The 24,491-nt window shown below is 32.6% G+C and carries 19 protein-coding genes and 1 riboswitch; of the genes, 17 read left to right on the top strand and 2 right to left on the bottom strand.

Going from position 1 to position 24,491, the window contains the following annotated elements; genetic code table 11:
* The 7 genes from RHP49_04955 to argH all read left to right on the top strand — a co-directional run bounded on the left by RHP49_04955 (nucleotide 1) and on the right by argH (nucleotide 7,482).
* Nucleotides 1-1,128 (top strand): aminotransferase class III-fold pyridoxal phosphate-dependent enzyme, encoded by a 1,128-nt coding sequence (locus tag RHP49_04955; GenBank protein ID WNH13604.1) that lies wholly within the window; start codon nucleotides 1-3, stop codon nucleotides 1,126-1,128.
* A 45-nt stretch (nucleotides 1,129-1,173) separates the two neighbouring features.
* Nucleotides 1,174-2,397, top strand: coding sequence for a glutamate-5-semialdehyde dehydrogenase (locus tag RHP49_04950; protein ID WNH14381.1), 1,224 nt, complete (start codon nucleotides 1,174-1,176; stop codon nucleotides 2,395-2,397).
* 2 nt (nucleotides 2,398-2,399) lie between these two features.
* Nucleotides 2,400-3,164, top strand: a complete 765-nt coding sequence (proB, locus tag RHP49_04945; GenBank protein ID WNH13603.1) for a glutamate 5-kinase — start codon at nucleotides 2,400-2,402, stop codon at nucleotides 3,162-3,164.
* A 7-nt stretch (nucleotides 3,165-3,171) separates the two neighbouring features.
* Complete coding sequence (locus tag RHP49_04940; GenBank protein ID WNH13602.1) at nucleotides 3,172-4,110, top strand: N-acetylornithine carbamoyltransferase; 939 nt, start codon at nucleotides 3,172-3,174, stop codon at nucleotides 4,108-4,110.
* A gap of 52 nt (nucleotides 4,111-4,162) precedes the next feature.
* Nucleotides 4,163-4,939, top strand: a complete 777-nt coding sequence (argB, locus tag RHP49_04935) for an acetylglutamate kinase (GenBank protein WNH13601.1) — start codon at nucleotides 4,163-4,165, stop codon at nucleotides 4,937-4,939.
* Entirely contained in the window at nucleotides 4,940-6,007 is a 1,068-nt protein-coding gene (locus RHP49_04930; protein WNH13600.1) for a M20 family metallo-hydrolase, read from the top strand.
* Nucleotides 6,008-6,207: 200 nt separating this feature from the next.
* Nucleotides 6,208-7,482 (top strand): argininosuccinate lyase, encoded by a 1,275-nt coding sequence (gene argH / locus RHP49_04925; protein WNH13599.1) that lies wholly within the window; start codon nucleotides 6,208-6,210, stop codon nucleotides 7,480-7,482.
* A 236-nt stretch (nucleotides 7,483-7,718) separates the two neighbouring features.
* Here the strand turns inward: argH and leuB are convergent, their stop codons facing one another.
* On the bottom strand, nucleotides 7,719-8,837 hold the full coding sequence (leuB, locus tag RHP49_04920) for a 3-isopropylmalate dehydrogenase (protein WNH13598.1): 1,119 nt from the start codon (nucleotides 8,835-8,837) through the stop codon (nucleotides 7,719-7,721).
* An 80-nt stretch (nucleotides 8,838-8,917) separates the two neighbouring features.
* The gene (locus tag RHP49_04915) at nucleotides 8,918-10,093 is read right to left on the bottom strand and encodes a 2-isopropylmalate synthase (protein ID WNH13597.1); all 1,176 of its coding nucleotides are present in this window, start codon (nucleotides 10,091-10,093) and stop codon (nucleotides 8,918-8,920) included.
* Between the two features lie 148 nt (nucleotides 10,094-10,241).
* On the opposite strand from RHP49_04915, the gene RHP49_04910 reads away from it, so the two are divergent.
* The 10 genes from RHP49_04910 (at nucleotide 10,242) to RHP49_04865 (ending at nucleotide 24,491) form a co-directional block, all read left to right on the top strand.
* The gene (locus RHP49_04910) at nucleotides 10,242-11,792 is read left to right on the top strand and encodes a hypothetical protein (protein WNH13596.1); all 1,551 of its coding nucleotides are present in this window, start codon (nucleotides 10,242-10,244) and stop codon (nucleotides 11,790-11,792) included.
* 94 nt (nucleotides 11,793-11,886) lie between these two features.
* Nucleotides 11,887-12,012: riboswitch (SAM riboswitch) on the top strand.
* Between the two features lie 184 nt (nucleotides 12,013-12,196).
* Entirely contained in the window at nucleotides 12,197-13,471 is a 1,275-nt protein-coding gene (locus RHP49_04905; GenBank protein ID WNH13595.1) for an O-acetylhomoserine aminocarboxypropyltransferase/cysteine synthase, read from the top strand.
* A gap of 58 nt (nucleotides 13,472-13,529) precedes the next feature.
* Nucleotides 13,530-16,931 carry a bifunctional aspartate kinase/homoserine dehydrogenase I gene (thrA, locus tag RHP49_04900; protein WNH14380.1) on the top strand — a complete coding sequence of 1,134 codons (3,402 nt, stop codon included), beginning with the start codon at nucleotides 13,530-13,532 and terminating at the stop codon, nucleotides 16,929-16,931.
* A 125-nt stretch (nucleotides 16,932-17,056) separates the two neighbouring features.
* Nucleotides 17,057-18,229, top strand: a complete 1,173-nt coding sequence (locus RHP49_04895) for an aminotransferase class I/II-fold pyridoxal phosphate-dependent enzyme (GenBank protein WNH13594.1) — start codon at nucleotides 17,057-17,059, stop codon at nucleotides 18,227-18,229.
* Nucleotides 18,230-18,315: 86 nt separating this feature from the next.
* A complete protein-coding gene (locus RHP49_04890) occupies nucleotides 18,316-18,729 on the top strand; it encodes an Rrf2 family transcriptional regulator (GenBank protein ID WNH13593.1) in 414 nt (137 codons plus the stop codon).
* Between the two features lie 168 nt (nucleotides 18,730-18,897).
* Entirely contained in the window at nucleotides 18,898-19,155 is a 258-nt protein-coding gene (locus tag RHP49_04885) for a DUF2061 domain-containing protein (protein WNH13592.1), read from the top strand.
* A 10-nt stretch (nucleotides 19,156-19,165) separates the two neighbouring features.
* Nucleotides 19,166-19,786: a phosphoadenosine phosphosulfate reductase family protein gene (locus tag RHP49_04880; protein ID WNH13591.1), complete on the top strand. Its 621-nt coding sequence runs from the start codon at nucleotides 19,166-19,168 to the stop codon at nucleotides 19,784-19,786.
* A gap of 129 nt (nucleotides 19,787-19,915) precedes the next feature.
* A complete protein-coding gene (gene cysD / locus RHP49_04875) occupies nucleotides 19,916-20,821 on the top strand; it encodes a sulfate adenylyltransferase subunit CysD (protein WNH13590.1) in 906 nt (301 codons plus the stop codon).
* 170 nt (nucleotides 20,822-20,991) lie between these two features.
* Nucleotides 20,992-22,239 (top strand): GTP-binding protein, encoded by a 1,248-nt coding sequence (locus tag RHP49_04870; GenBank protein WNH13589.1) that lies wholly within the window; start codon nucleotides 20,992-20,994, stop codon nucleotides 22,237-22,239.
* A 158-nt stretch (nucleotides 22,240-22,397) separates the two neighbouring features.
* On the top strand, nucleotides 22,398-24,491 hold the full coding sequence (locus RHP49_04865) for a HEPN domain-containing protein (protein WNH13588.1): 2,094 nt from the start codon (nucleotides 22,398-22,400) through the stop codon (nucleotides 24,489-24,491).

The raw sequence follows: 24,491 nt of genomic DNA, 5'->3' as shown, positions 1-24,491 counted from the left end.
ATGCCATTATTTGACGTTTATCCATTATATAATGTAACCCCAGTTTCAGCTAAAGATGTTCATGTTTATGACGATGCTGGAACCGAATATCTAGACCTTTATGGGGGGCATGCAGTGATTTCAATTGGTCATGCACACCCTAATTATGTTCAGGCTGTTACAAAACAAGTAGAAGCACTAGGCTTTTACTCAAATGCGGTTCAAAATCCATTACAAGTTCAATTAGCCGATAAAATTGAAGCACTTTCAGGTTGTAAAGACTACGAATTGTTTTTATGTAATTCTGGCGCTGAAGCCAATGAAAATGCTTTAAAATTAGCATCGTTTAAAACAGGGAAATCGCGTGTTATTGCTTTTAAAAATGGATTTCACGGACGTACATCGGCTGCTGTTGCAGCAACGGATAATAAAAACATTATTGCACCAATAAATGCACAACAACAAGTCACTATTTTAGAATTAAACGATATTGAAGGTGTTAAAACCGAATTAGAAAAAGGTGATGTTTGTGCTGTTATCGTTGAGTTTATTCAAGGTGTTGGTGGATTAGATCAAGGAACTGCTGAATTTTTTGAGCAAGTTGATGTTTTGTGTAAAGCAAACAATACCTATTTTATTGCTGATGAGGTTCAATCTGGTTATGGACGTTCAGGTAAATTCTTTGCCTTTCAGTATTATAAGGTAACACCAGAAGTTATTTCTATTGCAAAAGGTATGGGTAATGGGTTTCCTATTGGAGGCATTTTAATTCATCCAAGTATCGAAGCTAAATATGGTATGCTAGGCACTACGTTTGGCGGAAATCATTTAGCATGTGCTGCTGGTTTATCAGTTTTAAATACTATAGAAGACGAAAAATTAATTGATAATGTTAATGCTATTTCTGAATATTTTATTTCGATAGCTAAAACCATTCCGCAGATAAAAAACATCAAAGGAAAAGGTTTGATGATTGGCTTAGAATTCGATTTCGAAGTGGGAGATCTTAGAAAAAAACTTATTTATGATGAGCATATTTTTACTGGTGGTGCTTCAAACAAAAAGCTTTTAAGAATATTACCACCATTAACAATCAAAAAAGAGCATGTCGATCAATTTTTTGAGGCCTTAAAAAGAAGTTTAACATAAAATTATAAAATCGGAGTTTGGATTCAATTTTTAAAATTGTATTCTATCGCCTACGAACAAAAAAAACATAAAAAAATGAATACCTTACTATCTATTGAAAAACGAAATGCTGTATTATTAAAAATGGCATCACTTTTAGAAGAAGAAAGGACCACACTTATCAAAATTAATAAAGAAGATTTAGAAGCTTATAAAGGCGACGATATTTCTATGTTCGATCGCTTAAAAGTTGATGATTTTAAGGTTGACGAGATGATTAAATCGGTAACACATTTAGCGTCTCAAGAAGACCCTGTTGGTGTGGAGCGTTTTAGTTTTAAGCATGATAATGGTATGCAGGTTTATAATAAAACAGCATCGTTTGGAACGGTGTTAATTATTTATGAATCAAGACCAGATGTTACTGTGGAAGCTGGTGGTATTGCCTTTAAATCTGGAAATAAAATTTTACTTAAAGGCGGTAAAGAATCTCTAAAGTCGAATTTGAAAATTGTTGAATTATGGCATCAAGCATTAAAAGCACATGGTGCTTCTAGTGATTGGGTAGAGTATTTACAGTTTAACAGAGCAGAAACACAAGCCTTTTTAGAAAAGCCAACTCAAAAAGTCGATTTAATTGTACCGCGTGGAGGCGAACGTTTAATTGCTTTTGTAAAAGAACATGCTACCTGCCCTGTTATTATTAGTGGTCGCGGAAATAATTTTGTGTATGTGCATAAAGAAGCCGATTTAGATATAGCGATAGATGTAATTATAAACGGAAAGTCAAAAATATCGGCTTGCAATGCTGTAGATAAGATTTTAATTGATAAAAATCTTCCAAATAAAACCGAATTTGTAAACACTTTAATTTTAAAATTAAGTGATTCGAAAATTAAAGTTTTAGGAGATGAAACTATTTCAAAAGCTCATGGAGTTGAGGCTATTACGTCGGATGATATTTGGTATCAAGAATTTTTAGATTATAAAATCTTAATAGGAGAAATTGAGTCTAACCAAGATACAATTGCGATGATAAACAAATATTCTGGCGGGCATTCATCAGTTATTGTAACAACTAATGAAGATGAAGCTAAAGTGTTTATGGAAAATGTAGATACAGCAGCCGTTTATCATAATGCTTCAACACGATTTACAGATGGCGGACAATTAGGACTTGGTGGTGAATTAGCGATTAGTACGGATAAGTTACACCAACGTGGTCCTATAGGCTTACAGCATTTAGTAACCAATAAATGGTATGTTCATGGAAATGGACAAATAAGATAATAATGCAAAAAAAGAAAAGAATATTACTTAAAATAGGCTCCAATACCCTTACTAAAGAAACCGATAATATTTCTAGAGGTAAAATTGAAGATTTAGCAAATCAAATAGCAAAACTTCAAGATACTTGCGAGTTTATTATAGTAAGTTCTGGCGCAATTGCTGTGGCAAAACAGTTTGTGAAACTAGAAAGTCAGCGTAAAGAACTTTTTGTAAAACAAGCTTTAGCTTCTATTGGTCAGCCACATCTTATAAGAATTTATCAAGAAATTTTTAGAGAATATGGTTTGTTAACGTCGCAGTGTTTATTGTCTTATTCCGATTTTGAAAAGGATCAGAGTAAAACCAACATTGTAAATACAATTAATGTACTCGTTAATAATAATTATATTCCTATTATAAATGAAAATGATACCGTTGCTACCGATGAAATCAAATTTGGTGATAACGATAAATTAGGAGCTTTAACAGCGTCACTTTTAGATGTTGATTTATTTATTATAGCAACAAATACCAATGGTATTTATACTAAAGAATCTATTGAAAGCGGAAAACCAGAAACGATAAAACTCGTTGAAGATTTTGATGCGTTAATAAATGAAGTTGTAAACTCAAAATCATCACATGGTAGTGGTGGTATGCAGTCTAAAATTGAAGCAGCCGAAGTAACAAAAAAGGCAAATATTGAAACTTGGATTGTAAACGGGTTAGAAGATGATTTTATTATTAATGCCTTTGAAAATAAGATACCGTTTACCAAAATAAAATAAATTTAGGATGAAGAATTATACCTCCATAAACGACATAGATAACATCAATAATTGGATTGCCGAGGCAAAAACTTTAAAAGAAAGTCCATTAAAAGATATTGAGTTAGGTAAGAACAAAACCTTAGGGTTATTGTTTTTTAACTCAAGTTTACGAACACGCTTAAGTACTCAAAAAGCGGCGTTGAATTTAGGGATGAATCCAATTGTTATGAATGTCTCTGGTGATGCATGGGGGATTGAATTTGGAGATGGAACAGTTATGAATGGAAATACTGCAGAACATATTAAAGAAGCTGCGGCAGTTGTGTCTCAATACTGTGATATTATAGCGGTAAGAGCGTTTCCATCGCTTACTGATAAAGTAAAAGACGAAAGCGAATATGTATTGAATGCCTTTAAAAAACATGCATCAGTTCCCGTTGTAAACATGGAAAGTGCTACGGGCCACCCATTACAAGGCTTAACAGATGCCATTACTATTTCAGAGCATGCAAAAACTAAGAAGCCAAAAGTCGTATTAAGTTGGGCGCCACATATTAAGGCATTGCCACATGCAGTAGCCAATAGTTTTACGCAAGCCATGCAAAAAATGGATGTGGAGTTTGTTATTGCAAATCCAGAAGGTTATAATTTGAGTCCAGAAATAACAGGGGATACACCAATCATTCACGACCAAAATGAAGCCTTTAAAGATGCCGACTTTGTTTATGTGAAAAACTGGAGTTCTTATGACGATTACGGAAAAGTGCTAAATACCGATCCTAATTGGATGATAACCAAAGAAAAATTAGGTGATGCTAAATTCATGCATTGTTTACCAGTAAGACGAAATTTAATTGTTGAAGATGCAGTTTTAGATAGCGATAGTTCATTAGTAATTGAACAAGCAAATAATAGAACCTATGCAGCACAATTGGTACTTAAAAAGATATTAAAAAATTTATAAAAAATAGTGTCAGGTTGAGCGCAGTCGAAACCCTTTCAAAATAAAAACTCAAATGGAAAAATTATCCATAGTAAAAATAGGAGGAAACATCATTGAAGACGAAGCATCTTTAACTGGGTTTTTAAAACTGTTTTCTAATTTAAAAGGACATAAGATTTTGGTGCATGGTGGCGGAAAACGTGCTACACATATAGCATCAAAATTGGGCATAGCATCAAAAATGGTAAATGGTAGACGAATTACCGATGCCGAAACCTTAGAAGTTATTACAATGGTTTATGGTGGTTTGGTAAATAAAAATGTAGTCGCGAAACTACAAGCTTTAAATACCAATGCGATTGGATTAACAGGTGCCGATATCAATAGTATTACATCAGAAAAAAGACCTGTAAAAGAAGTTGATTTTGGTTTTGTTGGTGATGTTAAGCAAGTCGCTCACAATGCTATCGATAAATTAATTAAAGCCGATTTTACGCCCGTTTTTTGCGCGATTACTCATGATGGCAATGGTCAGCTTTTAAACACAAATGCCGATACCATTACATCACAGGTGGCTGTTGGAATGAGCAATTTATACGAAACCTCTATATATTATTGTTTCGAATTAAATGGTGTATTAAAAGATATCAACGATAAAAATTCTGTTATAAAACATATAGATACTTCATTATATAAAGAATTATTGGAGCAAGGCATTATTGCAGATGGTATGCTTCCTAAGTTAGAAAACTGTTTTGACGCATTAAATAATGGTGTAAAAAGCATAAACATGGGAAATACATCGATGTTAACCCAAGAAAATGATAATTTTACAACAATAACTTTATAAATGGTGTTACAAGAATTAACAAATAAAGCCATATCGCTATTAAAGCAGTTGATTGAAACACAGTCTTTTTCATCTGAAGAAGAGCAAACAGCAAGGCATATTGAAGCGTGGTTTAAAAATTATGATATTGCCTATAAAAGAACGCAAAATAATGTTTGGGCTATCAATAAATATTTCGATGAAAGTAAACCAACATTGTTGTTAAACTCACATCACGATACGGTAAAACCAAATTCAGCATATACTAAAGATCCATTAAAAGCCATTGTAGAAGATGGTAAATTATTTGGTTTGGGTAGTAATGATGCTGGAGGATGTTTGGTATCGTTAATTGCGACTTTTACACATTTTTATAATCATAAAGATTTAAAATATAATTTGGTTATTGTCGCTTCCGCGGAAGAAGAAAGCAGCGGTCCAAATGGGCTAAATAGTATGTTGTCAATAATTCCTAAAGTTGATGTGGCTATTGTTGGAGAACCTACTTTAATGAATTTAGCAGTTGCCGAAAAAGGTTTAGTAGTTTTTGATGCAATTATTGAAGGCACACCAAGTCATGCTGCACATCCAAATGATAATAATGCTATTTATAAAAGTATAGACGCGTTACAATGGTTTAAAGATTTTAAGTTTGAAAAAGGCTCTAAAGCTTTAGGCGATGTTAAGTTAACAGTAACTCAAATAAATGCAGGCTCACAGCATAATGTCGTTCCAGGTCATGTAGATTTGGTTATTGATGTTCGTGTAAATGATGCCTATAGTAATGCCGAAATTGCTGAGGTTTTACAAGATAAAGCGCCAGTTACAAGTATTACTCCAAGAAGTTTACGCTTAAATTCCTCATCCATTCCAATGGAACACGATTTAGTTAAGGCTGGAATAGCGATGGGAAGAACTACTTATGGCTCTCCAACATTATCTGATCAAGCAGTATTATCTTGTCCGAGTTTAAAATTAGGACCAGGAGATAGCACTCGTTCGCATTCTGCAGATGAGTTTATATATATAAATGAAATTGAAGAAGGTATTACGATTTATGTTGAATTGTTAAATCGGGTAATCGTTTAGATAAATAGAAACGTAAAGTTACCCTGAGCGCAGTCGAAGGGTTTCAAATGAAATAATAAATGTAGACAACCTGCAAAGTTTTTTAAACCTTGCAGATTTGAAATAAAATAATAACTAAAAATGAAAGCAGAGATTTTTGCTTTCCAAGAAAATTAAAAAGATTTCCGCCTTCGCGGAAATGAAAAAATATAAACGACGAAATGAAACTCTGGGACAAAGGCATATCAATCGATAAAAAAATAGAACAATTCACTGTTGGAAACGATAGAGAAATTGATATACATATTGCTAAATACGATGTTATAGCATCAAGAGCGCATGCTAAAATGCTTCAAAAAATAGGGATTCTATCTGTTGAAGAATTAGTTGAATTATTAAGCGGATTAAAAGTTTTAGAAGCACAAATTGATAACGGTACATTTGTTATTGAGCCTCAGTTTGAGGATGTGCATTCTAAAATCGAATTTGAATTAACAAAGTCTTTAGGTGAAGTTGGGAAAAAAATTCATACCGCACGTTCTAGAAACGATCAGGTTTTAGTGGCGCTTCATTTATATTATAAAGAAAATTTAAATATTGTAAAAAGTAAAACTCAAACGTTTTTTAACACGCTTTTAGATTTAGCAGATACCTATAAAGACAAAGTCTTACCTGGTTATACACACTTACAAGTCGCTATGCCATCATCATTCGGGTTATGGTTTTCTGCGTATGCAGAGCTCATGATAGACGATGTTTATTTGTTAGATGCCGCTATTAAAACTGTCGATCAAAACCCATTAGGTTCTGCGGCAGGTTATGGTAGTTCATTTCCAATAGATAGAGAATTAACAACCAAAGAAATGAATTTTGCAACCTTAAAATATAATGTGGTTGCAGCACAAATGGGTCGTGGTAAAAACGAGCGTACTATTGCAGCTGCTTTAGGAGGTATATGTAATACTATGGCGCGATTTGCTATGGATGCTTGTTTGTATATGAGTCAGAATTTTGGATTTATTTCCTTTCCAGATGAGTTAACAACGGGAAGTAGCATTATGCCACACAAAAAAAATCCTGATGTGTTTGAGCTTATTCGTGGGAAATGTAATAAAATACAAGCCTTGCAAAGCGAAATGATTTTAATAACGAATAATTTACCAAGTGGTTATCACAGAGATTTTCAGTTGTTGAAAGAAAATATGATTGCTGCTTTTGAGGAGGTAAAAGATATTTTAGATATTTTTAATTATTCCATTCAACAAATCATTGTAAAAGATGTCGATGTAAATAGCGATTTGTATAAATATTTATTTACTGTTGATAACATAAATACATTGGTTGTTGAAGGACAAAGTTTTAGAGAAGCTTACCAAAAAATAGGCGGACAAGTACAAGACGGTACTTATGTCCCTGATACTTCAAAACACCATACCCATGTTGGTAGTATTCATAATTTGTGCTTAGATAAGATTCGAGATAAGTTTCCTGAGTAAAAGTTTGCTTGTTTTTATGAGGAAATTTAGAAATTTCCTCATTCTTCGTTAGAGATTGCAATGAAAATACTTTTTGAGAGGTATGAACAAAAAGATTATAACCTTTCGACTTCGCTCAAGATAAATTACAAGTCCCAACCCCTTTTCGGGGTAACTCCCAAATAAAAAAGCGCATTTGAAAAAATGCGCTTTAAAGGAATCCCAATAATTTTGTTTTTGGTGACTAACTCAAATAATTAAATAATTGTGGACTGTCCTAAATGTATATTGGTAAAGTTTAAGTTGGTCTCATCAGGATTATTAATAAAATCCTCAATAAAATCGCCAACTTTGGTGGTTGTTATATTATCGTATTTAGTATTTAAATCTGGTGTGGTAATATGTAATTTTAACGATTTGTCTACAGCTTCTCGTATTAAAGCTGCTTCGTCGTCTAAACCAAAATGGTCTAGTAACATAGCTGCTGATAAAATAGAAGCTATGGGGTTTGCAATACCTTTATTAGCAGCTTTGGTATATGCACCGTGAATGGGCTCAAACATGGCATGATCTTTACCAATAGATGCCGATGCTAATAAGCCTATAGAGCCTACAATAACACTGGCTTCTTCAGATAAAATATCTCCAAACATGTTTTCTGTTAAAATAACATCAAATTGTCTTGGTTTAATAATAAGTTCCATGGCGGCATTATCAATATACATGTATGTTACTTTAACATCTGGATATTGAGGTGCTAATTCTTGAACTATTCTACGCCAAAGACGTGAGCTTTCTAAAACATTAGCTTTATCAACTAAGGTTAGTTTGCGTTTTCTTGATTGCGCCGCTTGAAATGCTAAATGAGCAATACGTTCTATTTCATGGCGTGTATATTGACAAATATCAGAAGCGGTATTACCATCTTCGCTTAATTTTTTTTCACCAAAATAAATACCACTTGTCAATTCTCTGTAAATTAGAATGTTGGTATCTTTAATTTGGCTTTTCTTTAAAGATGATTTGTTAAGCAAATCTTCGTAAGCTATAACAGGTCTAATATTTGTATAAAGATCAAGTGTTTTTCGAAGTCCTAAAAGGCCTTGTTCAGGTCTTATTTTAGTATTCGGGTCGATATCGTATTTTGTATTTCCAATAGCGCCAAACAAAACAGCGTCAGCCTTTTCACAAGTGCTAATGGTTGCTTCTGGTAGCGGAATACCTGTTTTGTCTATAGCAGAAGCCCCTACTAAACCATAATCGAAAGTAAATACGTGGTTAAACTCCATAGCTATAGCTTTCAAAACCTTAACGGCTTGTGCTGTAACTTCTGGACCTATACCATCGCCTGGTAAAACGGCAATATTTAATTTCATTTATAATGGTTTAAACCTTCTTTTGAAGGAAATATAATTTAAATAAAGTTATTTTTGAGAAAATCTATTAATTTATTCGATTAAGAGGAAACAATTTCTTTGTATAACCTGCTGTTTTCTATTATTATATGGATATCAGAATCAACGACTTCTTTTTTCTTATCAGCAAAATCTAAAAAACTTGTATAAATTTCGTCTAATTGAAGTTTTGTTAATTCGTATCCTACATTTTTAGCTCTGTAAGCTAAAGCAGCTCTACCACTTCTTGCTGTTAATACAATAGCAGATTCTGTTACGCCAACATCTTTTGGATCTATAATTTCGTATGTTTCACGATTTTTAATTACCCCATCTTGATGAATCCCAGAACTATGTGCAAATGCATTTGCGCCTACAATGGCTTTATTTGGCTGCGTATAAATACCCATACTCTCCGATACTAATTGACTTAAGCCATAAAGCATTTCAGTTTTTATACCGGTATCTAAGTTAAGGTAAGGATGTTGTTTTAAAATCATAACCACTTCTTCTAAGGCTGTATTTCCTGCGCGTTCTCCAATACCATTAATGGTACATTCAATTTGTCTAGCGCCGTTAATAACACCTTCTATAGAGTTAGCTGTAGCCAATCCTAAATCGTTATGACAGTGACAAGATAAAATAGCTTTATCAATGCCTTTAACATTTTCTTTTAAATATTTAATTTTTGCACCATATTCATGAGGCAAACAGTATCCAGTAGTATCTGGAATGTTTAAAACAGTGGCTCCTGCTTTTATAACAGCTTCGCAAACACGAGCTAAATATTCATTATCAGTTCTTCCAGCATCTTCTGCATAAAACTCAACATCTTCAACAAAAGATTTGGCGTAACTTACCGCTTTAACAGCACGTTCCAATACATCGTCTTGAGTCGATTTAAATTTGAATTTTATATGAGAATCAGATGTTCCAATACCAGTATGAATTCTTGGTAATTTAGCATATTTTAAAGCTTCAGCTGCTACTTTTATATCATTTTCAACAGATCGTGTTAAACCACAAACCGTTGCATGTTTTACAATTTTAGAAATGGCTTCAACCGATTTAAAATCGCCAGGACTAGACACAGGGAAACCTGCTTCAATAATATCCACTCCTAAATTATCAAGCTGTTCAGCAATAATTAATTTCTGTTCAGTATTTAGTTTACAACCTGGGACTTGTTCGCCATCGCGAAGTGTTGTATCAAAAATTTGGACCTTATTATCAGACATTTATTAAAATATATTTTCTTATTGTATTACGAATGTATATTTTGGTTTCTTAAATAGAGAATTCAACTCGCAATTATTACGATGTTTAACTTTGAGTTAGCTTATTCAATATTTTGAAAATCAATATATTAACATTGTTTTTATAACTATGACAAGAGAGCAAAAAGATAATTTGTTTGTGTTAATAAAGTCGTTGTCTAAATCTGAAAAGAGACAATTTAAGCTTTATGTAGGAAGATTAGGCGTTAATGAAGACTCAAAATTTTTAACGTTATTTAATATTCTAGATAAGCTTTCTGTTTATGATGAAGTCACTATTTTAAAAAAAGGGATTGTAAAAAAACAACAATTATCTAATCTAAAAGCACATCTGTATAAACAGATTTTAATTAGTTTACGATTAAACCCTTCGCATCAAACCATCAGAATTCAAATCAGGGAACAATTAGATTTTGCAACCATTTTATATCATAAAGGCTTATATAAGCAAAGTTTAAAAATTTTGGATAAAGCCAAAAATTTGGCCATTGTAAATGAGGAAAAAAATGTGGCATACGAAATAGTAGAGCTTGAAAAAGTTATTGAATCCCAATATATTACAAGAAGTCTTAGTACTAGAGCAGATGAACTTTCAATTCAAGCTAAAGAATTAAGTCAGCAAAACGTGTTAGCCAGTAAACTTTCAAATTTGTCATTACAGTTATATGGGTTGTTTTTAAAAACAGGTTACATTAAAAATGATGAAGAGCATCAGGTTGTAACAAAATATTTTAATGATAGGCTTCCAAAATACGATATTAATAAACTAGGCTTTAGAGAAAAATTGTGGCTTTATAAAGCCAGATTATGGTATAGCTTTTTAACCGTAGATTTTTTGTCATGCTATAAGTATGCTTCAAAATGGGTGGATTTATTTTATGAAAATAGAGATATGATTGTTTTAAATCCAGTCTTTTTTTTAAGAGGAAATCATTATTTGCTAGAATCTTTATTTTATTTAAAACAGCATGAAAAGTTTAAATTTTCTCTTAATAGATTAGAAGAAGTTACTAAAGAAAAATGGTTTCCTCTTGATGATAATAATGAAAGTTTAGCATTCTTGTTTATTTATAATAATAAATTCAATTTGCATTTTATTGAAGGAAGTTTTGAAGAAGGCTTACCTTTAATTAATGAGGTTCTAGAACGTTTAAAAAATTATCAAAATCGTATTGACGAACATCACGTTATGGTGTTTTATTATAAGATTGCTAGTATGTATTTTGGTGCTGGTGAAAACAAAAAGTGCATATATTATTTAGAAAAAATAATTAGTAATAAATCGTTGCAAATGCGTGAAGATTTATTGTGTTTTTCAAGAATATTAAATTTGGTAGCACATTATGAAGCGGGACTGGATTATAATCTAGATGTTTTAATTAGAAGCACGTATAAGTTTTTAATTAAAATGGAAGATTTGTATGAGGTGCAAAAAGAATTTATTAAGTTTTTGAGAGGCTTGGGGGATATTTACCCTAATGAAGTTAAAAATGAATTTATTAAGCTTCACAAAAAATTAAAAACATACGAGGACGATCCTTATCAAAGTCGCGCCTTTTTGTATTTAGATATTATCTCGTGGTTAGAGTCTAAAATTCAGAATAGACCAATAGGACTTGTTATTAGAAATAAGTTTTATGAGATGAAGTATAATCGATAATAATGAAGTTAATATAAAATTTCTATCAAAAAATTTGGATATTAACTTTTTCTGAACGAATATTTGCATTCACAAAGTTCAAACACTTACTGAAATGTTATCAAGAAAGGCGGAGGGATTAGACCCTGTGAAACCTTAGCAACCCTTTAAATTTATTAAAGAAGGTGCTAAATTCTACTTAAATTACCAATTCATTTATTGGTATTTGGATAGATAACCAAAAGAAATTACTTCACTGTAATTTTAAAATTCTTTTTAACATTTTTCTATTAAGTACATCAAATTTTGATGCATTTGGCTTTTGGTTTAATAGGAAAAAAGAGTCTAAGATATTTTATGTCGAAGTTTCTTTTTAAATTGTAATTCTCGAAAATACGGGAATCTAACTAAAATAAATTAGAAAAATGAGTACACAAAAATTCGCAACAAACGCATTACATGCAGGTCATGATACGGCTGCAACAGGAGGAACAAGAGCTGTTCCTATTTATCAAACATCATCGTATGTTTTTAATAATTCTGAACATGCAGCAAACTTGTTTTCATTACAAGAATTAGGATTTATATACACGAGGCTTAACAACCCAACCAATCAAATTTTACAAGAGCGTTTAGCTGCTTTAGAAGGTGGTGTGGGCGCCGTAGTTTTTGCTTCAGGTACATCAGCTATTTCAACGGGATTATTAACCCTGTTAAAAGCAGGCGATCATATTGTTGCGTCTAGTAGTTTATACGGTGGAACATATAATTTATTAAAAGTGACGCTTCCAAGATTAGGAATTACAACAACTTTTGTAGATGCCGATAATCCGGAAAATTTTGGAAAAGCAGTACAAGATAATACGAGAGCGTTTTTTGTAGAATCTTTAGGGAACCCTAAATTAGATGTGTTAGATTTAAAAGCTATTTCGGTACACGCAAAAGCAGCAGGTGTTCCTTTTATTGTAGATAATACGGTGGCAACTCCAGCATTATTAAATCCTATTGAGCATGGTGCAAATATTGTAATACACTCGTTAACTAAATATATTGGCGGACAAGGAACGTCTCTTGGTGGCGCTATTATTGATGCAGGAACCTTTGATTGGACAAACGGTAAATTCTCAGAATTTACAGAGCCATCAGCGGGTTACCATGGTTTAGTGTATAGTGAAGCTTTAGGTGCAGCCGCTTATACTTTTAAGTTGATTTTAGAAGGTTTAAGAGATTTTGGTGGCGCTTTAAGTCCGTTTAATGCCTTTCAGATTATTCAGGGTTTAGAAACTTTACCAGTAAGAATAAAACAGCATAGTGCAAACGCTTTAGAGTTGGCAAAATGGTTAGAACAACAAGATGAAGTAGCTTGGGTTAATTATCCAGGATTAGCATCTAGCAAGTATAAAGATTTAGCTGATAAATATTTGCCAAAAGGACAAAGTGGAATTGTTACTTTTGGTGCAAAAGGCGGATTTGACGCAGCAAAAGCTATTGCCGATAACTCGAAATTATTTTCTTTATTAGCTAATATAGGTGATACAAAATCACTAATTATTCACCCTGCAAGTACAACGCATCAACAATTAACAGATGCAGAACAAGATGCTGCAGGTGCTCCAAAAGATTTAATACGATTATCAGTTGGAATAGAAGATATAGAAGATTTGAAAGCCGATTTAAAAGAAGCATTCAGTAAAATTTAAATAGTTGAGACCTGCGAGGTTTTAAAAATCTTGCAGGTGTTAATTGAAAAATAAAAAATTGAAATACCCATTACAACATATCATCATTAAAGATTACGTTACCGAAAGTAACGTGCTTAATACTGAAATAAAGTTAAGTTACCAAGTGTTTGGTAGACCTATAGGTACAGCACCTGTGGTATTAGTAAACCATGCCTTAACAGGAAATAGCGAGGTAGCTGGTGAACATGGCTGGTGGAAAGACGTTGTTGGCAAAGATAAAGTTATTGACACCTCCATTTATACTGTTTTATCATTTAATATTCCTGGGAATGGTTTTGATGGTTTTGTGATTGATAATTACAAAGATTTTGTAGCTAGAGACATTGCAAATATATTTTTAATAGGTTTAAAAGAATTAAAAATAAAATCACTTTTTGCTGTTTTAGGAGGTTCTTTAGGTGGTGGAATTGCCTGGGAAATGGCTGTATTAAGTCCAGATATTACAGAGCATTTAATATTGGTAGCAACCGATTGGAAATCTACGGATTGGCTTATAGCTAATTGCCAAATACAAGAGCAATTTTTGCTAAATTCTAGAAACCCTGTACATGATGCCAGAATGCACGCTATGTTATGTTACCGTACACCAGAATCTTTTAACGAACGCTTTCAACGATCAAAAAATGAGGAATTAGAAATTTTTAATGTCGAAAGTTGGTTGTTGCATCACGGTAAAAAATTACAGGAACGGTTTCAGTTATCGGCCTATAAATTGATGAATCAGCTTTTAAAAACCATCGATGTTACTAAAAGCAGACCAACCGATTTTAATGTTTTAGAAAACATACATGGTAACATTCATATTATTGGAGTCGACTCTGATTTGTTTTTTACAGCTGAAGAAAACAGACAAACACATAAACAATTGGCAGTAACAAATCCGAATGTGACTTATAATGAAATTAATTCGGTACACGGGCACGATGCCTTTTTAATGGAGTACGATCAATTAGAAAAAATTATAGAAGGCATTTTTGTGCCAAATTCTAAAAAAAGACGCATGAAAGTATTAAAGTTTGGAGGGAAATCTTTAGCAAACGGAAACGGTTTAAACACCGTAATTTCAATTATTGAACATAAGATTAATGAAGGAGATAAAATAACAGTTGTGGTTTCTGCAAGAGGTTCTGCGACCGATGATTTAGAATCTATTTTAGAGAAAGCTTCAAAAGGTAAATCGTATAAAGACGAATTACAAGCATTTAAAGATTACCAAATAGAACCTTTAAAAACGATTGATTTTTCAACTGAATTTTCAATTTTAAATAAGTTGTTTGAAGGTGTTAGTTTATTAGGCGATTATAGTAGTAAAGTAAAAGATGAAATTTTAGCACAAGGTGAACTGCTTTCGGCTAAACTCATTTCAGCGTTATTAAATAACTTGAATATAAAAGCGTTTGCTGTTGATTCTAGAGAGTTAATAAAAACAAATGATGCTTTTGGTAACGCGCAACCTATTCAGCAAGTATCAAAAGATAATGTCAAAAAATATTATAAAGAAAAAGGTAACGATGCTATAAATGTTGTAACAGGTTTTATTGCTTCAAATGCTAAAAATGAAACCACTACTTTGGGTAGAAACGGCAGTAATTATACGGCAGCACTTTTAGCAAATTATTTAGATGCTGAAGAATTACAGAATTATACCCATGTAAATGGTATTTATACGGCTAATCCAGATTTAGTTGAAGACGCTAAAAAAATAAGAGAATTGTCGTTTAGTGAAGCCAATGAATTAGCAAATTTTGGAACGACAATTTTGCATGCCAAAACCATTATTCCTTTAGTTGAAAAAAATATTAATCTTCGTATTTTAAATACCTTTAATGCCGATGATGAAGGTACATTAATTACCGCGAAACCAAATGCTAAAGAGGTTACTTCCTTATCTGTTTTAGATAATGTGGCGTTGTTAAATTTAGAAGGGCGTGGTTTATTAGGTAAAAGTGGTGTTGATGCTAGAATTTTTGGTGCTTTAGCGAGTAAAGATATTAGTGTAAGTATTGTTTCTCAAGGATCTTCAGAAAGAGGTATAGGACTTATTATTAATGCAAACCAAGCAACTCAAGCTGTTATTGCTTTAGAACGCGAGTTTGAAAATGACTTTTATTCACAAGATGTTAATAAAATTGGTGTGATTGATGATGTATCGGTTATTTCCATCATTGGTATTGAATTAAGTTCATTTCATAAACCATTTAATGCGCTTATTAAAAATCAAATAACACCATTGTTATTCAATAATACCATTACCGGTAAAAATGTAAGTTTGGTAGTTAAAAAGAGTCAACTTCATAAAGCTATGAATGTAATTCATGGTGAGATTTTTGGCATTTCAAAAAAGATAAACATTGCCGTTTTTGGACATGGAGGTGTTGGAGGAGCGCTTATCAATCAAATTTTAAAATCGAAAGATGATATTGAAAAACGAAAAGGAGTTAATTTAAATGTGTTCGCTATTGCCAATTCTAAAAAACTACTTTTAAATAAAAAGGGAGTTGATGAAAATTGGAATAAAGCGATACAAACTTCGTCTTTTGAAAGTTCAGTTGAAGCAGTAATAGAATTTGCTAAAACAAATCATTTAGAAAACTTAATAGCGGTTGATAATACAGCAAGTCCTAATTTTCATGATAATTATATAGCGTTTGTAGAAGCTGGGTTCGATTTGGTGTCGTCTAATAAAATAGCGAATACGGTTTCTCATGAATTTTACACAGATTTACGTGAACAACTAAAAGAAAATAATAAGCAATATTTATATGAAACTACTGTTGGAGCAGGTTTGCCGTTAATTGATACCATTAAATTATTACATGAATCAGGAGAAAATATTACTAGAATACGTGGTGTGTTTTCGGGGACTTTAAGTTATTTATTTAATAATTTTTCGGTTCAGGACAAGTCATTTAGTGCGATTATACAGGAAACCATAGATAAAGGGTTTACAGAACCCGATCCAAGAGAAGATTTTTCAGGAAATGATGTCGCTAGAAAGCTGTTAATTTTAGCAAGAGAGTTAGATTTGCATAATGAATTTGAAGATGTATCAGTTCAGAATTTAATTCCAGAAGCGTATAGAGATATTTCCGTTTCAGAATTTTTAAAACAATTAGATGTATTGGATGATGCCTTTCAAAAAATAAAAGATAATCAAGAAGCAGGGCATGTGTTAAGATACGTTGGCGATTTATCGGGCGATTTATCAAAAGACAAAGGAACTTTAGAAGTTAAATTAGTATCTGTACCAGAAGATAGTACATTAGGACATGTAAAAGGAAGTGATGCTATTTTTGAAATTTTTACAGAAAGCTATGGTGAGCAACCTATTGTTATTCAAGGTGCAGGAGCAGGATCAGAAGTAACGGCAAGAGGTGTTTTTGGTGATATTTTAAGGTTGTCTAAACACATCAATTAAAAAAGAATTCCTCAAAATAAAATTTTGAGGTTTCCTTTGAAACTGTCATTCCTGTGAAGGCAGGAATCTATAAAATATTTAACTATCAGATTTTTGAAAATTGATAGATCTAAAAAAAGAAGAAAATGAAAGAGAAAAGAAATTTTGAAACAGAAGCCATTCGTACACAATTAGAGCGTACAGAATCTTTAGAACATACAAGTCCTTTATACTTGACATCGAGTTTTATTTTCGAAGATGCCGAAGACATGCGCGCTTCGTTTACTGAAGAAAAAGAGCGTAATATTTATAGTCGTTTTACAAATCCTAATACTTCTGAATTTGTAGAAAAGGTTTGTAAAATGGAAGGTGCCGAAGCAGGTTATGCCTTTGCAACTGGTATGGCAGCTATTTTTTCAACATTTGCAGCATTGCTAGAAAGTGGCGATCATATTGTGTCAGCACGTTCAGTTTTTGGCTCAACACATTCTATGTTTACTAAGTTTTTACCAAAATGGGGTATTACAACCAGTTATTTTGATATTAACGAACCAGAAACCATAGAAAGTTTTATTACCCCAAAAACAAAAATTTTATATGCCGAGTCGCCAACAAATCCAGCAATCGATATCATCGATTTAGAATTGTTAGGAGACATTGCTAAAAAGCATAATCTAATTTTAATTATAGATAATTGCTTTGCAACACCTTATTTACAACAACCTATAAAATATGGTGCGCATTTGGTCATACATTCTGCAACCAAATTAATGGATGGGCAAGGACGTGTTTTAGGGGGTGTTACCGTTGGTCGTGCAGATTTAATTCGAGAGATTTATTTATTTGCAAGAAATACAGGGCCAGCATTATCGCCATTTAATGCATGGACGTTATCTAAAAGTTTAGAAACATTATCTGTAAGAGTTGATAGACATTGTGAAAATGCTTTAAAAGTCGCTGAGTTTTTAGAATCTCATGCTCATGTGAATTGGGTAAAATATCCTTTTTTAAAATCACATCCGCAGTATGAAGTTGCTAAAAAGCAAATGAAATTAGGTGGTAATATTGTGGCTTTCGAAGTAAAAGGAGGCATAGAAGCTGGACGCAAGTTTTTAAATGCCATTAAAATGTGTTCGTTATCAGCTAATTTAGGCGATACTAGAACCATTGTAACACATCCAGCATCTACAACACACCATAGTTTAGGAGAAGAAAGCAGATTGGCAGTTAATATTACTGATGGTTTAGTTAGAGTGTCCGTTGGGTTAGAGCATGTAGATGATATCATTCAAGATTTAGAGCAGGCTTTAAGTATATGATATCATGAGGCTTTTTATTTGGTTGATGCATTATGTCTGAAGTTCTTATTGAGTGGATATAATTAAAATAATTATATATTAGCACCATGCTATCTAAAAAAACAAAATACGGATTAAAAGCACTTACATTTATTGCTAGAAGTGAAGGAGATTCGCCTGTACAAGTTGGCGAAATTGCTAAAAGCGAACAAATACCACAAAAATTTTTAGAAAGTATATTACTTACCTTAAGAAAAGCAGGAATTTTAGGGTCAAAGAAAGGAAAACACGGTGGTTATTATTTAAGAAAAGAGCCTTCAGAAATTTTAATGACTGAAGTGATGCGTGTACTTGAAGGTCCTATTGCTATGGTGCCTTGTGTGAGTTTAAATTTTTATGAAAAGTGCGATGATTGTCCTAATGAGCATCTATGTAGCGTTAATAAACTCATGATACAAGTAAGAGATAGTACACTTAAAGTATTTAGAAACACAACGCTAGCCGATTTATCTGCTACATAAAAGTTGAGAATTTCTTAAAATAAATAGATTTTTTAATTTATTTTCTTCAGTTTACCCTTAAAATGTTCCATTATTCAAAAAAGTTGTTAATTATCTTTTTTATGTGCTAAAAAGTTTTAATTTTGTATTCCCTACTAAATTGATAGGATTAATATAATACAACGACAAATGATAGCGCAAATGTTATTAAAAAACAAAGAAAAGTCTACATATAAAGAAGATAGTGTTGGTGAGAAACCAATCAGAAGTGTAGCGAAAGCACTTAGTTGGAGAGTTGTAGGTACCTTAGATACCTTGGCTGTTTCTTTTGTTTTAGCACAAGATATTACACTCGCTGCCTCTATAGCTTCTGTAGATTTTATAACAAAATTGATTTTGTATTTTTTCCATGAGCGCGCTTGGAATGTTGTTAAATGGGGTAAATAATAAGAAAGAGATGTTTACAGAAAATCAAATAGAAGTATTAAATAAAAGCTTTGAAAAAGCGTCACCTTCTGAAATTATTCAGAAAGCGTTCGAACTTAGTAATGAAGCTGTAGTAACAACAAATTTTAGACCATACGAAGCAGCGATTTTACATGCTGTTAATTCTGTAAAGGCTAAAACATCTGTAATTTGGTGTGATACAGGTTATAATACACCTCAGACTTACAGACATGCAGAACAAATTATAAAAGATTTAGACTTGAACGTGTTTTTATATGTGCCAAAGCAAACAGCGTCTCATAGAGATGTGGTTATGGGAATTCCAAGTGTAGATGCTCCAGAACACGCTTTGTTTACAGAACAAGTAAAGTTAGAGCCTTTTAAACGCGCTATGGATGAGCACAAACCTAAAGTTTGGTTCACAAATTTACGTCAAGGACAAACGGCTTTTAGAAATAGTATTGGTATTTTTAGCCTCAGTAAAGATGGGGTTTTAAAAGTAAGCCCTTTTTACTTTTGGTCTGATGAAAAATTAGATACGTATTTAGAAGAAAATAAGTTGCCAAACGAATTTAAATATTTCGACCCAACAAAAGCATTAGAAAACAGAGAGTGTGGTTTACACGCTTAAATAAGTAAAAAGTAAGTGTCCTGCAAGGTTTCACAAACGTTGTAGTTATAAAATAAAATTAAAACAACAATATTCTTACTATACCCGAGTAAGAATTCCTCCCCTTCGGGAGGTTAGGAGGGGCTTATTATGAACAAAGATACATCGCATATAAATTCGCTAGAAAACGAAGCTATATACATTATGAGAGAAGTAGCTGCACAGTTTGAAAAACCAGTGTTGTTATTTTCAGGAGGAAAAGATTCTATTACTTTGGTAAGATTAGCTGTTAAAGCATTTTATCCAGCAAAAGTACCGTTTCCTTTAATGCATATAGATACAGGGCATAACTTTCCTGAGACCATCGAATTCAGAGATCGTTTATGTAAAGAATTAGGTTTAGAATTGATTGTTAGAAATGTTCAAGATTCTATTGATGAAGGAAAAGTTAAAGAAGAATCTGGTCGTTATGCAAGTAGAAATATGTTGCAAACAACGACACTTTTAGATGCTATTGAAGAGTTTAAATTTGATGCTTGTATTGGTGGTGCTCGTCGTGATGAAGAAAAAGCAAGAGCAAAAGAACGTATTTTTTCTGTTCGTGATGATTTTGGTCAATGGGATGAGAAAAACCAACGTCCAGAGTTATTCGATATGTTGAATGGCGATATAGAGCACGGACAAAATGTACGTGTGTTTCCTATATCAAACTGGACAGAACTAGATGTTTGGTCTTATATAGAAAGAGAAAATATAGAAATTCCTTCTATCTATTTCGCTCATAAACGTAAAGTGTTTTTAAGAGATGGTATGATTTGGTCTGCAGAAGATGAAGTTGTTTATAGAGATGATAATGAAGAAGTAATTGAAGAAATGGTTCGTTTTAGAACTGTGGGAGATATGAGTTGTACGGCAGCTGTTTTATCGGATGCTTCAACAATTTCTAAAGTAGTAGAAGAAATTAGAGATTCTACTATTTCAGAGCGTGGAGCGCGTATTGATGATAAACGATCTGAGGCAGCCATGGAAAAACGTAAACAACAAGGGTATTTCTAGAAAAGCCCCTAACCCCAAAGGGGGATTAGTAAGTTTGCGTACAAAAATGATTAATCTAACCTGCAAAATTTAAAATGTGCTGTAGGTATTAGTAAAAATAATAACAACAATATTCTTGCTTCACCCGAGTAAGAATTCCTCCCTTTCGGGGAGGTTAGGAGGGGCTTATTATGGAAGTATTAAAAATAGCAACCGCAGGAAGTGTAGATGATGGAAAAAGTACGTTGATAGGGCGTATTCTTTACGATACAAAATCATTGACTACAGATAAGTTAGAAGCTATCGAGAAAACAAGTAAACAACGTGGATACGATTACTTAGATTTCTCATTAGCTACAGATGGGTTGGTTGCCGAAAGAGAACAAGGCATTACTATTGATGTAGCGCATATTTATTTTTCAACAAAAAAGAAAAGTTACATTATTGCAGATACACCAGGTCACGTAGAATATACGCGCAACATGGTAACAGGGGCTTCAACATCGCAAGCGTCTATTATTTTAATTGATGCTAGAAAAGGTGTTATCGAGCAAACCAATCGTCACTTTTTTATCAATAATTTATTGAGAATTAAAGATGTTGTAGTCGCTATAAATAAAATGGATTTAGTTGATTATTCAGAAGAGACTTATAATAAAATTAAGGCTGATTTTTCTGAATTAATGAGCAAGAGAGATTATCAAGATCAAAAAATAACATTCATTCCGGTAAGTGCTTTAAAAGGTGATAATGTTGTTAATAAAACAGATAAAATGCCTTGGTATAAAGGACAAGCTTTATTAGAGCATTTAGAGCAATTAGATAAAGCTGATATTTTTAATGTAGGTACACCACGTTTTCCAGTACAATATGTTATTCGTCCAAAAACTGAAGATTTTCATGATTTTAGAGGATATGCTGGAAAAGTTTATGGTGGGAACTTAAGTGTTGGTGATGATATTATGGTGTTACCATCAAAAACCAGATCTAAAATTAAAGATATCTTTTTCTATGATGAAAAGTATGAAACGGCATCTAGACGTTCATCTGTTACTATCACTTTAGAAAATGATATTAATGTAAGTCGAGGAGACATGATTGTTAAAGAAGGCGATTTACCAACTATCGATAAGCAATTTACGGCGAATGTATGTTGGATGGATTCAGAGAATTTAACGGTTGGTGGTAAATATGTGGTGCAACACGGTATTAATAAAGTGTTGGCAAAAGTTGATAAAATTAATCATAAAATTCATCCAGATTATTCTGGTATAGATTCTGAAGCAACCTCATTAGGTGTTAATGATATTGCATCAGTGTCTTTCAAGTTAAATAAACCTATTTTTTACGATCAATTTAAAAATCATAGAACTAACGGTTCTTTCATTTTAATAGATCCACAATCAAATAATACGGTTGGAGTAGGTTTTATTCAGTAAAAACTTCCTAGCTCTCGAAAGGGAATTAGCTAGTTTGTGGTTTTGTGCTACTGCATGGTTTTAAAACCTTGTAGGTTAAAAAATAATTTAATAACAATATTCTTACTTCACCCAAGTAAGGATTCCTTCCCTCTGGGGAGGTTAGGAGGGGCTGTTATATGCAAAGTTTTAGAACAGAAATAGAAAATCCAATAGTAGAAAAGGATATCATAGAATTAGCAAATAAAATTGAGCTATTTCATAATGGTAAAATTGATGAAGAAAAATTTAGAAGTCTTCGTTTAGCTCGTGGTGTTTACGGTCAGCGTCAAGAAGGCGTACAAATGATTCGTATTAAAATACCTTACGGAAAACTAAAGAGTAATCAATTACGTAGAATATCTGAAGTATCTGATGAATATTCTCGTGGTCGTTTACATATTACTACGCGTCAAGATATTCAAATTCACTATGTCGATTTAGATAGAACGCCAGAACTTTGGTCTGAGTTAGAGAAAGATGATGTTACCTTGCGTGAAGCTTGTGGTAATGTAGTAAGAAACGTAACAGCTTCTGAAACCGCAGGGATTGATGTAAACGAACCTTTCGATGTGTCTCCTTATGCAGATGCTTTATATAAATTCTTTTTACGTAACCCTATCTGTCAAGAAATGGGACGTAAATTTAAAGTATCATTCTCATCTACAGATGAAGATACTGGATTATCTTACTTACATGATATTGGTTATATAGCCAAAATAGAAAACGGTGTTCGTGGTTTTAAAGTCATGGTCGCTGGTGGACTTGGGTCTCAGCCGCGTCATGCAGATGTGTTGTTCGATTTTGTTGAAACAGACAAAATTATTCCAATTATGGAAGGTGTTTTAAGAGTTTTCGATCGTTATGGTGAACGTAAAAGTCGTGCTAAAGCGAGAATGAAATTTCTTTTAAAAGACATTGGATTAGATGCTTTTAAAGCTTTAATAGCTGAAGAACAAAAAGCCATTGAATTAAAAACTGTTGTAATTGATGCAGATGCTTATGTGGCTTCAAAACCAGTTTCGGTTGAAGCTCCAGAAGTAGAGATTAAAGATCAAGTAGCTTTTGATTTATGGAAATCAACTAACATCATTCCTCAAAAGCAAGAGGGGTATGTTGCCATTGGAATTAAAGTATTGTTAGGTGACTTTTATACAGATAAAGCACGTTTATTAGCTGATTTAGTTGATAAATATGCAGCTGGTGAAGTGCGTTTAACATTACGTCAAAATATAGTAATTCCTTTTGTAAAGGAAGATTTAGTACCGCTTTTCTATACAGAATTAGAGAAATTAGGATTTGTTGAAGCTGGTTATAATAAAGCAGTCGATATTACAGCATGTCCAGGTACAGATACTTGTAACTTAGGTATTGCAAGTAGTACAGGTATTGCAGATGAGTTGGAGCGTGTCATAAAATCAGAATATCCACAATATTTAAAAAATGAGGACCTTGTCATTAAGATTAGTGGTTGTATGAATGCTTGTGGACAGCATAATATGGCCAACATTGGTTTTCAAGGCATGACTGTTAGAACACCAGAAAAATTAGTAGCGCCAGCGTTACAAGTTTTATTAGGTGGTGGAAATTTAGGAGATGGAAATGCAGCTTTTGCTGATAAAGTAGTAAAAGTGCCTAGTAAAAGAGGTCCTGAAGCATTAAGACTTATTTTAAACGATTTTGAAGCGAATGCTAATGGGAAACCATTTGTAGAATATTATAAAGAAAAAGGAGAAAAGTATTTTTACGATTTCTTAAATGATTTGCAAGACGTTACTAATTTAACTCAAGGTGATTTTATTGATTGGGGAGAAGAAGAGAAATATGTTAAAGAAATAGGAATTGGAGAATGTGCAGGTGTTGTTATCGATTTAATTGCAACCTTATTCTTTGAAAGTGAAGAGAAAATTGAAAATGCTAAATCTTCTTTTGAAGATGGAGTGTATTCAAGTGCCATTTATTATGCTTATCAATCTTTGGTTAATTCCGCGAAAGCGTTATTATTAGCAGAGAATAAAAAGACAAATACACATGCTGGTATTGTAAGTCAGTTTGATGAATTTTTTATTGAAGGAGGGAAAATTAATTTAGGGACTTCATTCTCAGAATTGATTTATCAAATTAATAAAAATGCACCAACTAAAGATTTCGCTATGAATTATATTGATAGTGCAAATAAATTTTTGGCAGCAGTGAGAACTTATAGAGAAGCAGAACAAAGTAAACTAGCATAA

Source organism: Flavobacteriaceae bacterium HL-DH10, assembly GCA_031826515.1.
Taxonomy (GTDB): Bacteria; Bacteroidota; Bacteroidia; order Flavobacteriales; family Flavobacteriaceae; genus Thalassobellus; species Thalassobellus suaedae.
This window is presented reverse-complemented; position numbering and strand designations above follow the sequence as displayed.

Bases quoted from the DNA above. Each gene is read 5' to 3' on its own strand.
- RHP49_04910 (WNH13596.1), top strand. From the start codon at position 10,242: ATGACAAGAGAGCAAAAAGATAATTTGTTTGTGTTAATAAAGTCGTTG.
- RHP49_04885 (WNH13592.1), top strand. From the start codon at position 18,898: ATGATAGCGCAAATGTTATTAAAAAACAAAGAAAAGTCTACATATAAA.
- RHP49_04895 (WNH13594.1), top strand. From the start codon at position 17,057: ATGAAAGAGAAAAGAAATTTTGAAACAGAAGCCATTCGTACACAATTA.
- RHP49_04940 (WNH13602.1), top strand. From the start codon at position 3,172: ATGAAGAATTATACCTCCATAAACGACATAGATAACATCAATAATTGG.
- RHP49_04890 (WNH13593.1), top strand. From the start codon at position 18,316: ATGCTATCTAAAAAAACAAAATACGGATTAAAAGCACTTACATTTATT.
- leuB (WNH13598.1), bottom strand. From the start codon at position 8,837: ATGAAATTAAATATTGCCGTTTTACCAGGCGATGGTATAGGTCCAGAA.
- RHP49_04955 (WNH13604.1), top strand. From the start codon at position 1: ATGCCATTATTTGACGTTTATCCATTATATAATGTAACCCCAGTTTCA.
- argB (WNH13601.1), top strand. From the start codon at position 4,163: ATGGAAAAATTATCCATAGTAAAAATAGGAGGAAACATCATTGAAGAC.
- RHP49_04930 (WNH13600.1), top strand. From the start codon at position 4,940: ATGGTGTTACAAGAATTAACAAATAAAGCCATATCGCTATTAAAGCAG.
- argH (WNH13599.1), top strand. From the start codon at position 6,208: ATGAAACTCTGGGACAAAGGCATATCAATCGATAAAAAAATAGAACAA.
- cysD (WNH13590.1), top strand. From the start codon at position 19,916: ATGAACAAAGATACATCGCATATAAATTCGCTAGAAAACGAAGCTATA.
- RHP49_04905 (WNH13595.1), top strand. From the start codon at position 12,197: ATGAGTACACAAAAATTCGCAACAAACGCATTACATGCAGGTCATGAT.
- RHP49_04870 (WNH13589.1), top strand. From the start codon at position 20,992: ATGGAAGTATTAAAAATAGCAACCGCAGGAAGTGTAGATGATGGAAAA.
- RHP49_04880 (WNH13591.1), top strand. From the start codon at position 19,166: ATGTTTACAGAAAATCAAATAGAAGTATTAAATAAAAGCTTTGAAAAA.
- proB (WNH13603.1), top strand. From the start codon at position 2,400: ATGCAAAAAAAGAAAAGAATATTACTTAAAATAGGCTCCAATACCCTT.
- RHP49_04915 (WNH13597.1), bottom strand. From the start codon at position 10,093: ATGTCTGATAATAAGGTCCAAATTTTTGATACAACACTTCGCGATGGC.
- RHP49_04865 (WNH13588.1), top strand. From the start codon at position 22,398: ATGCAAAGTTTTAGAACAGAAATAGAAAATCCAATAGTAGAAAAGGAT.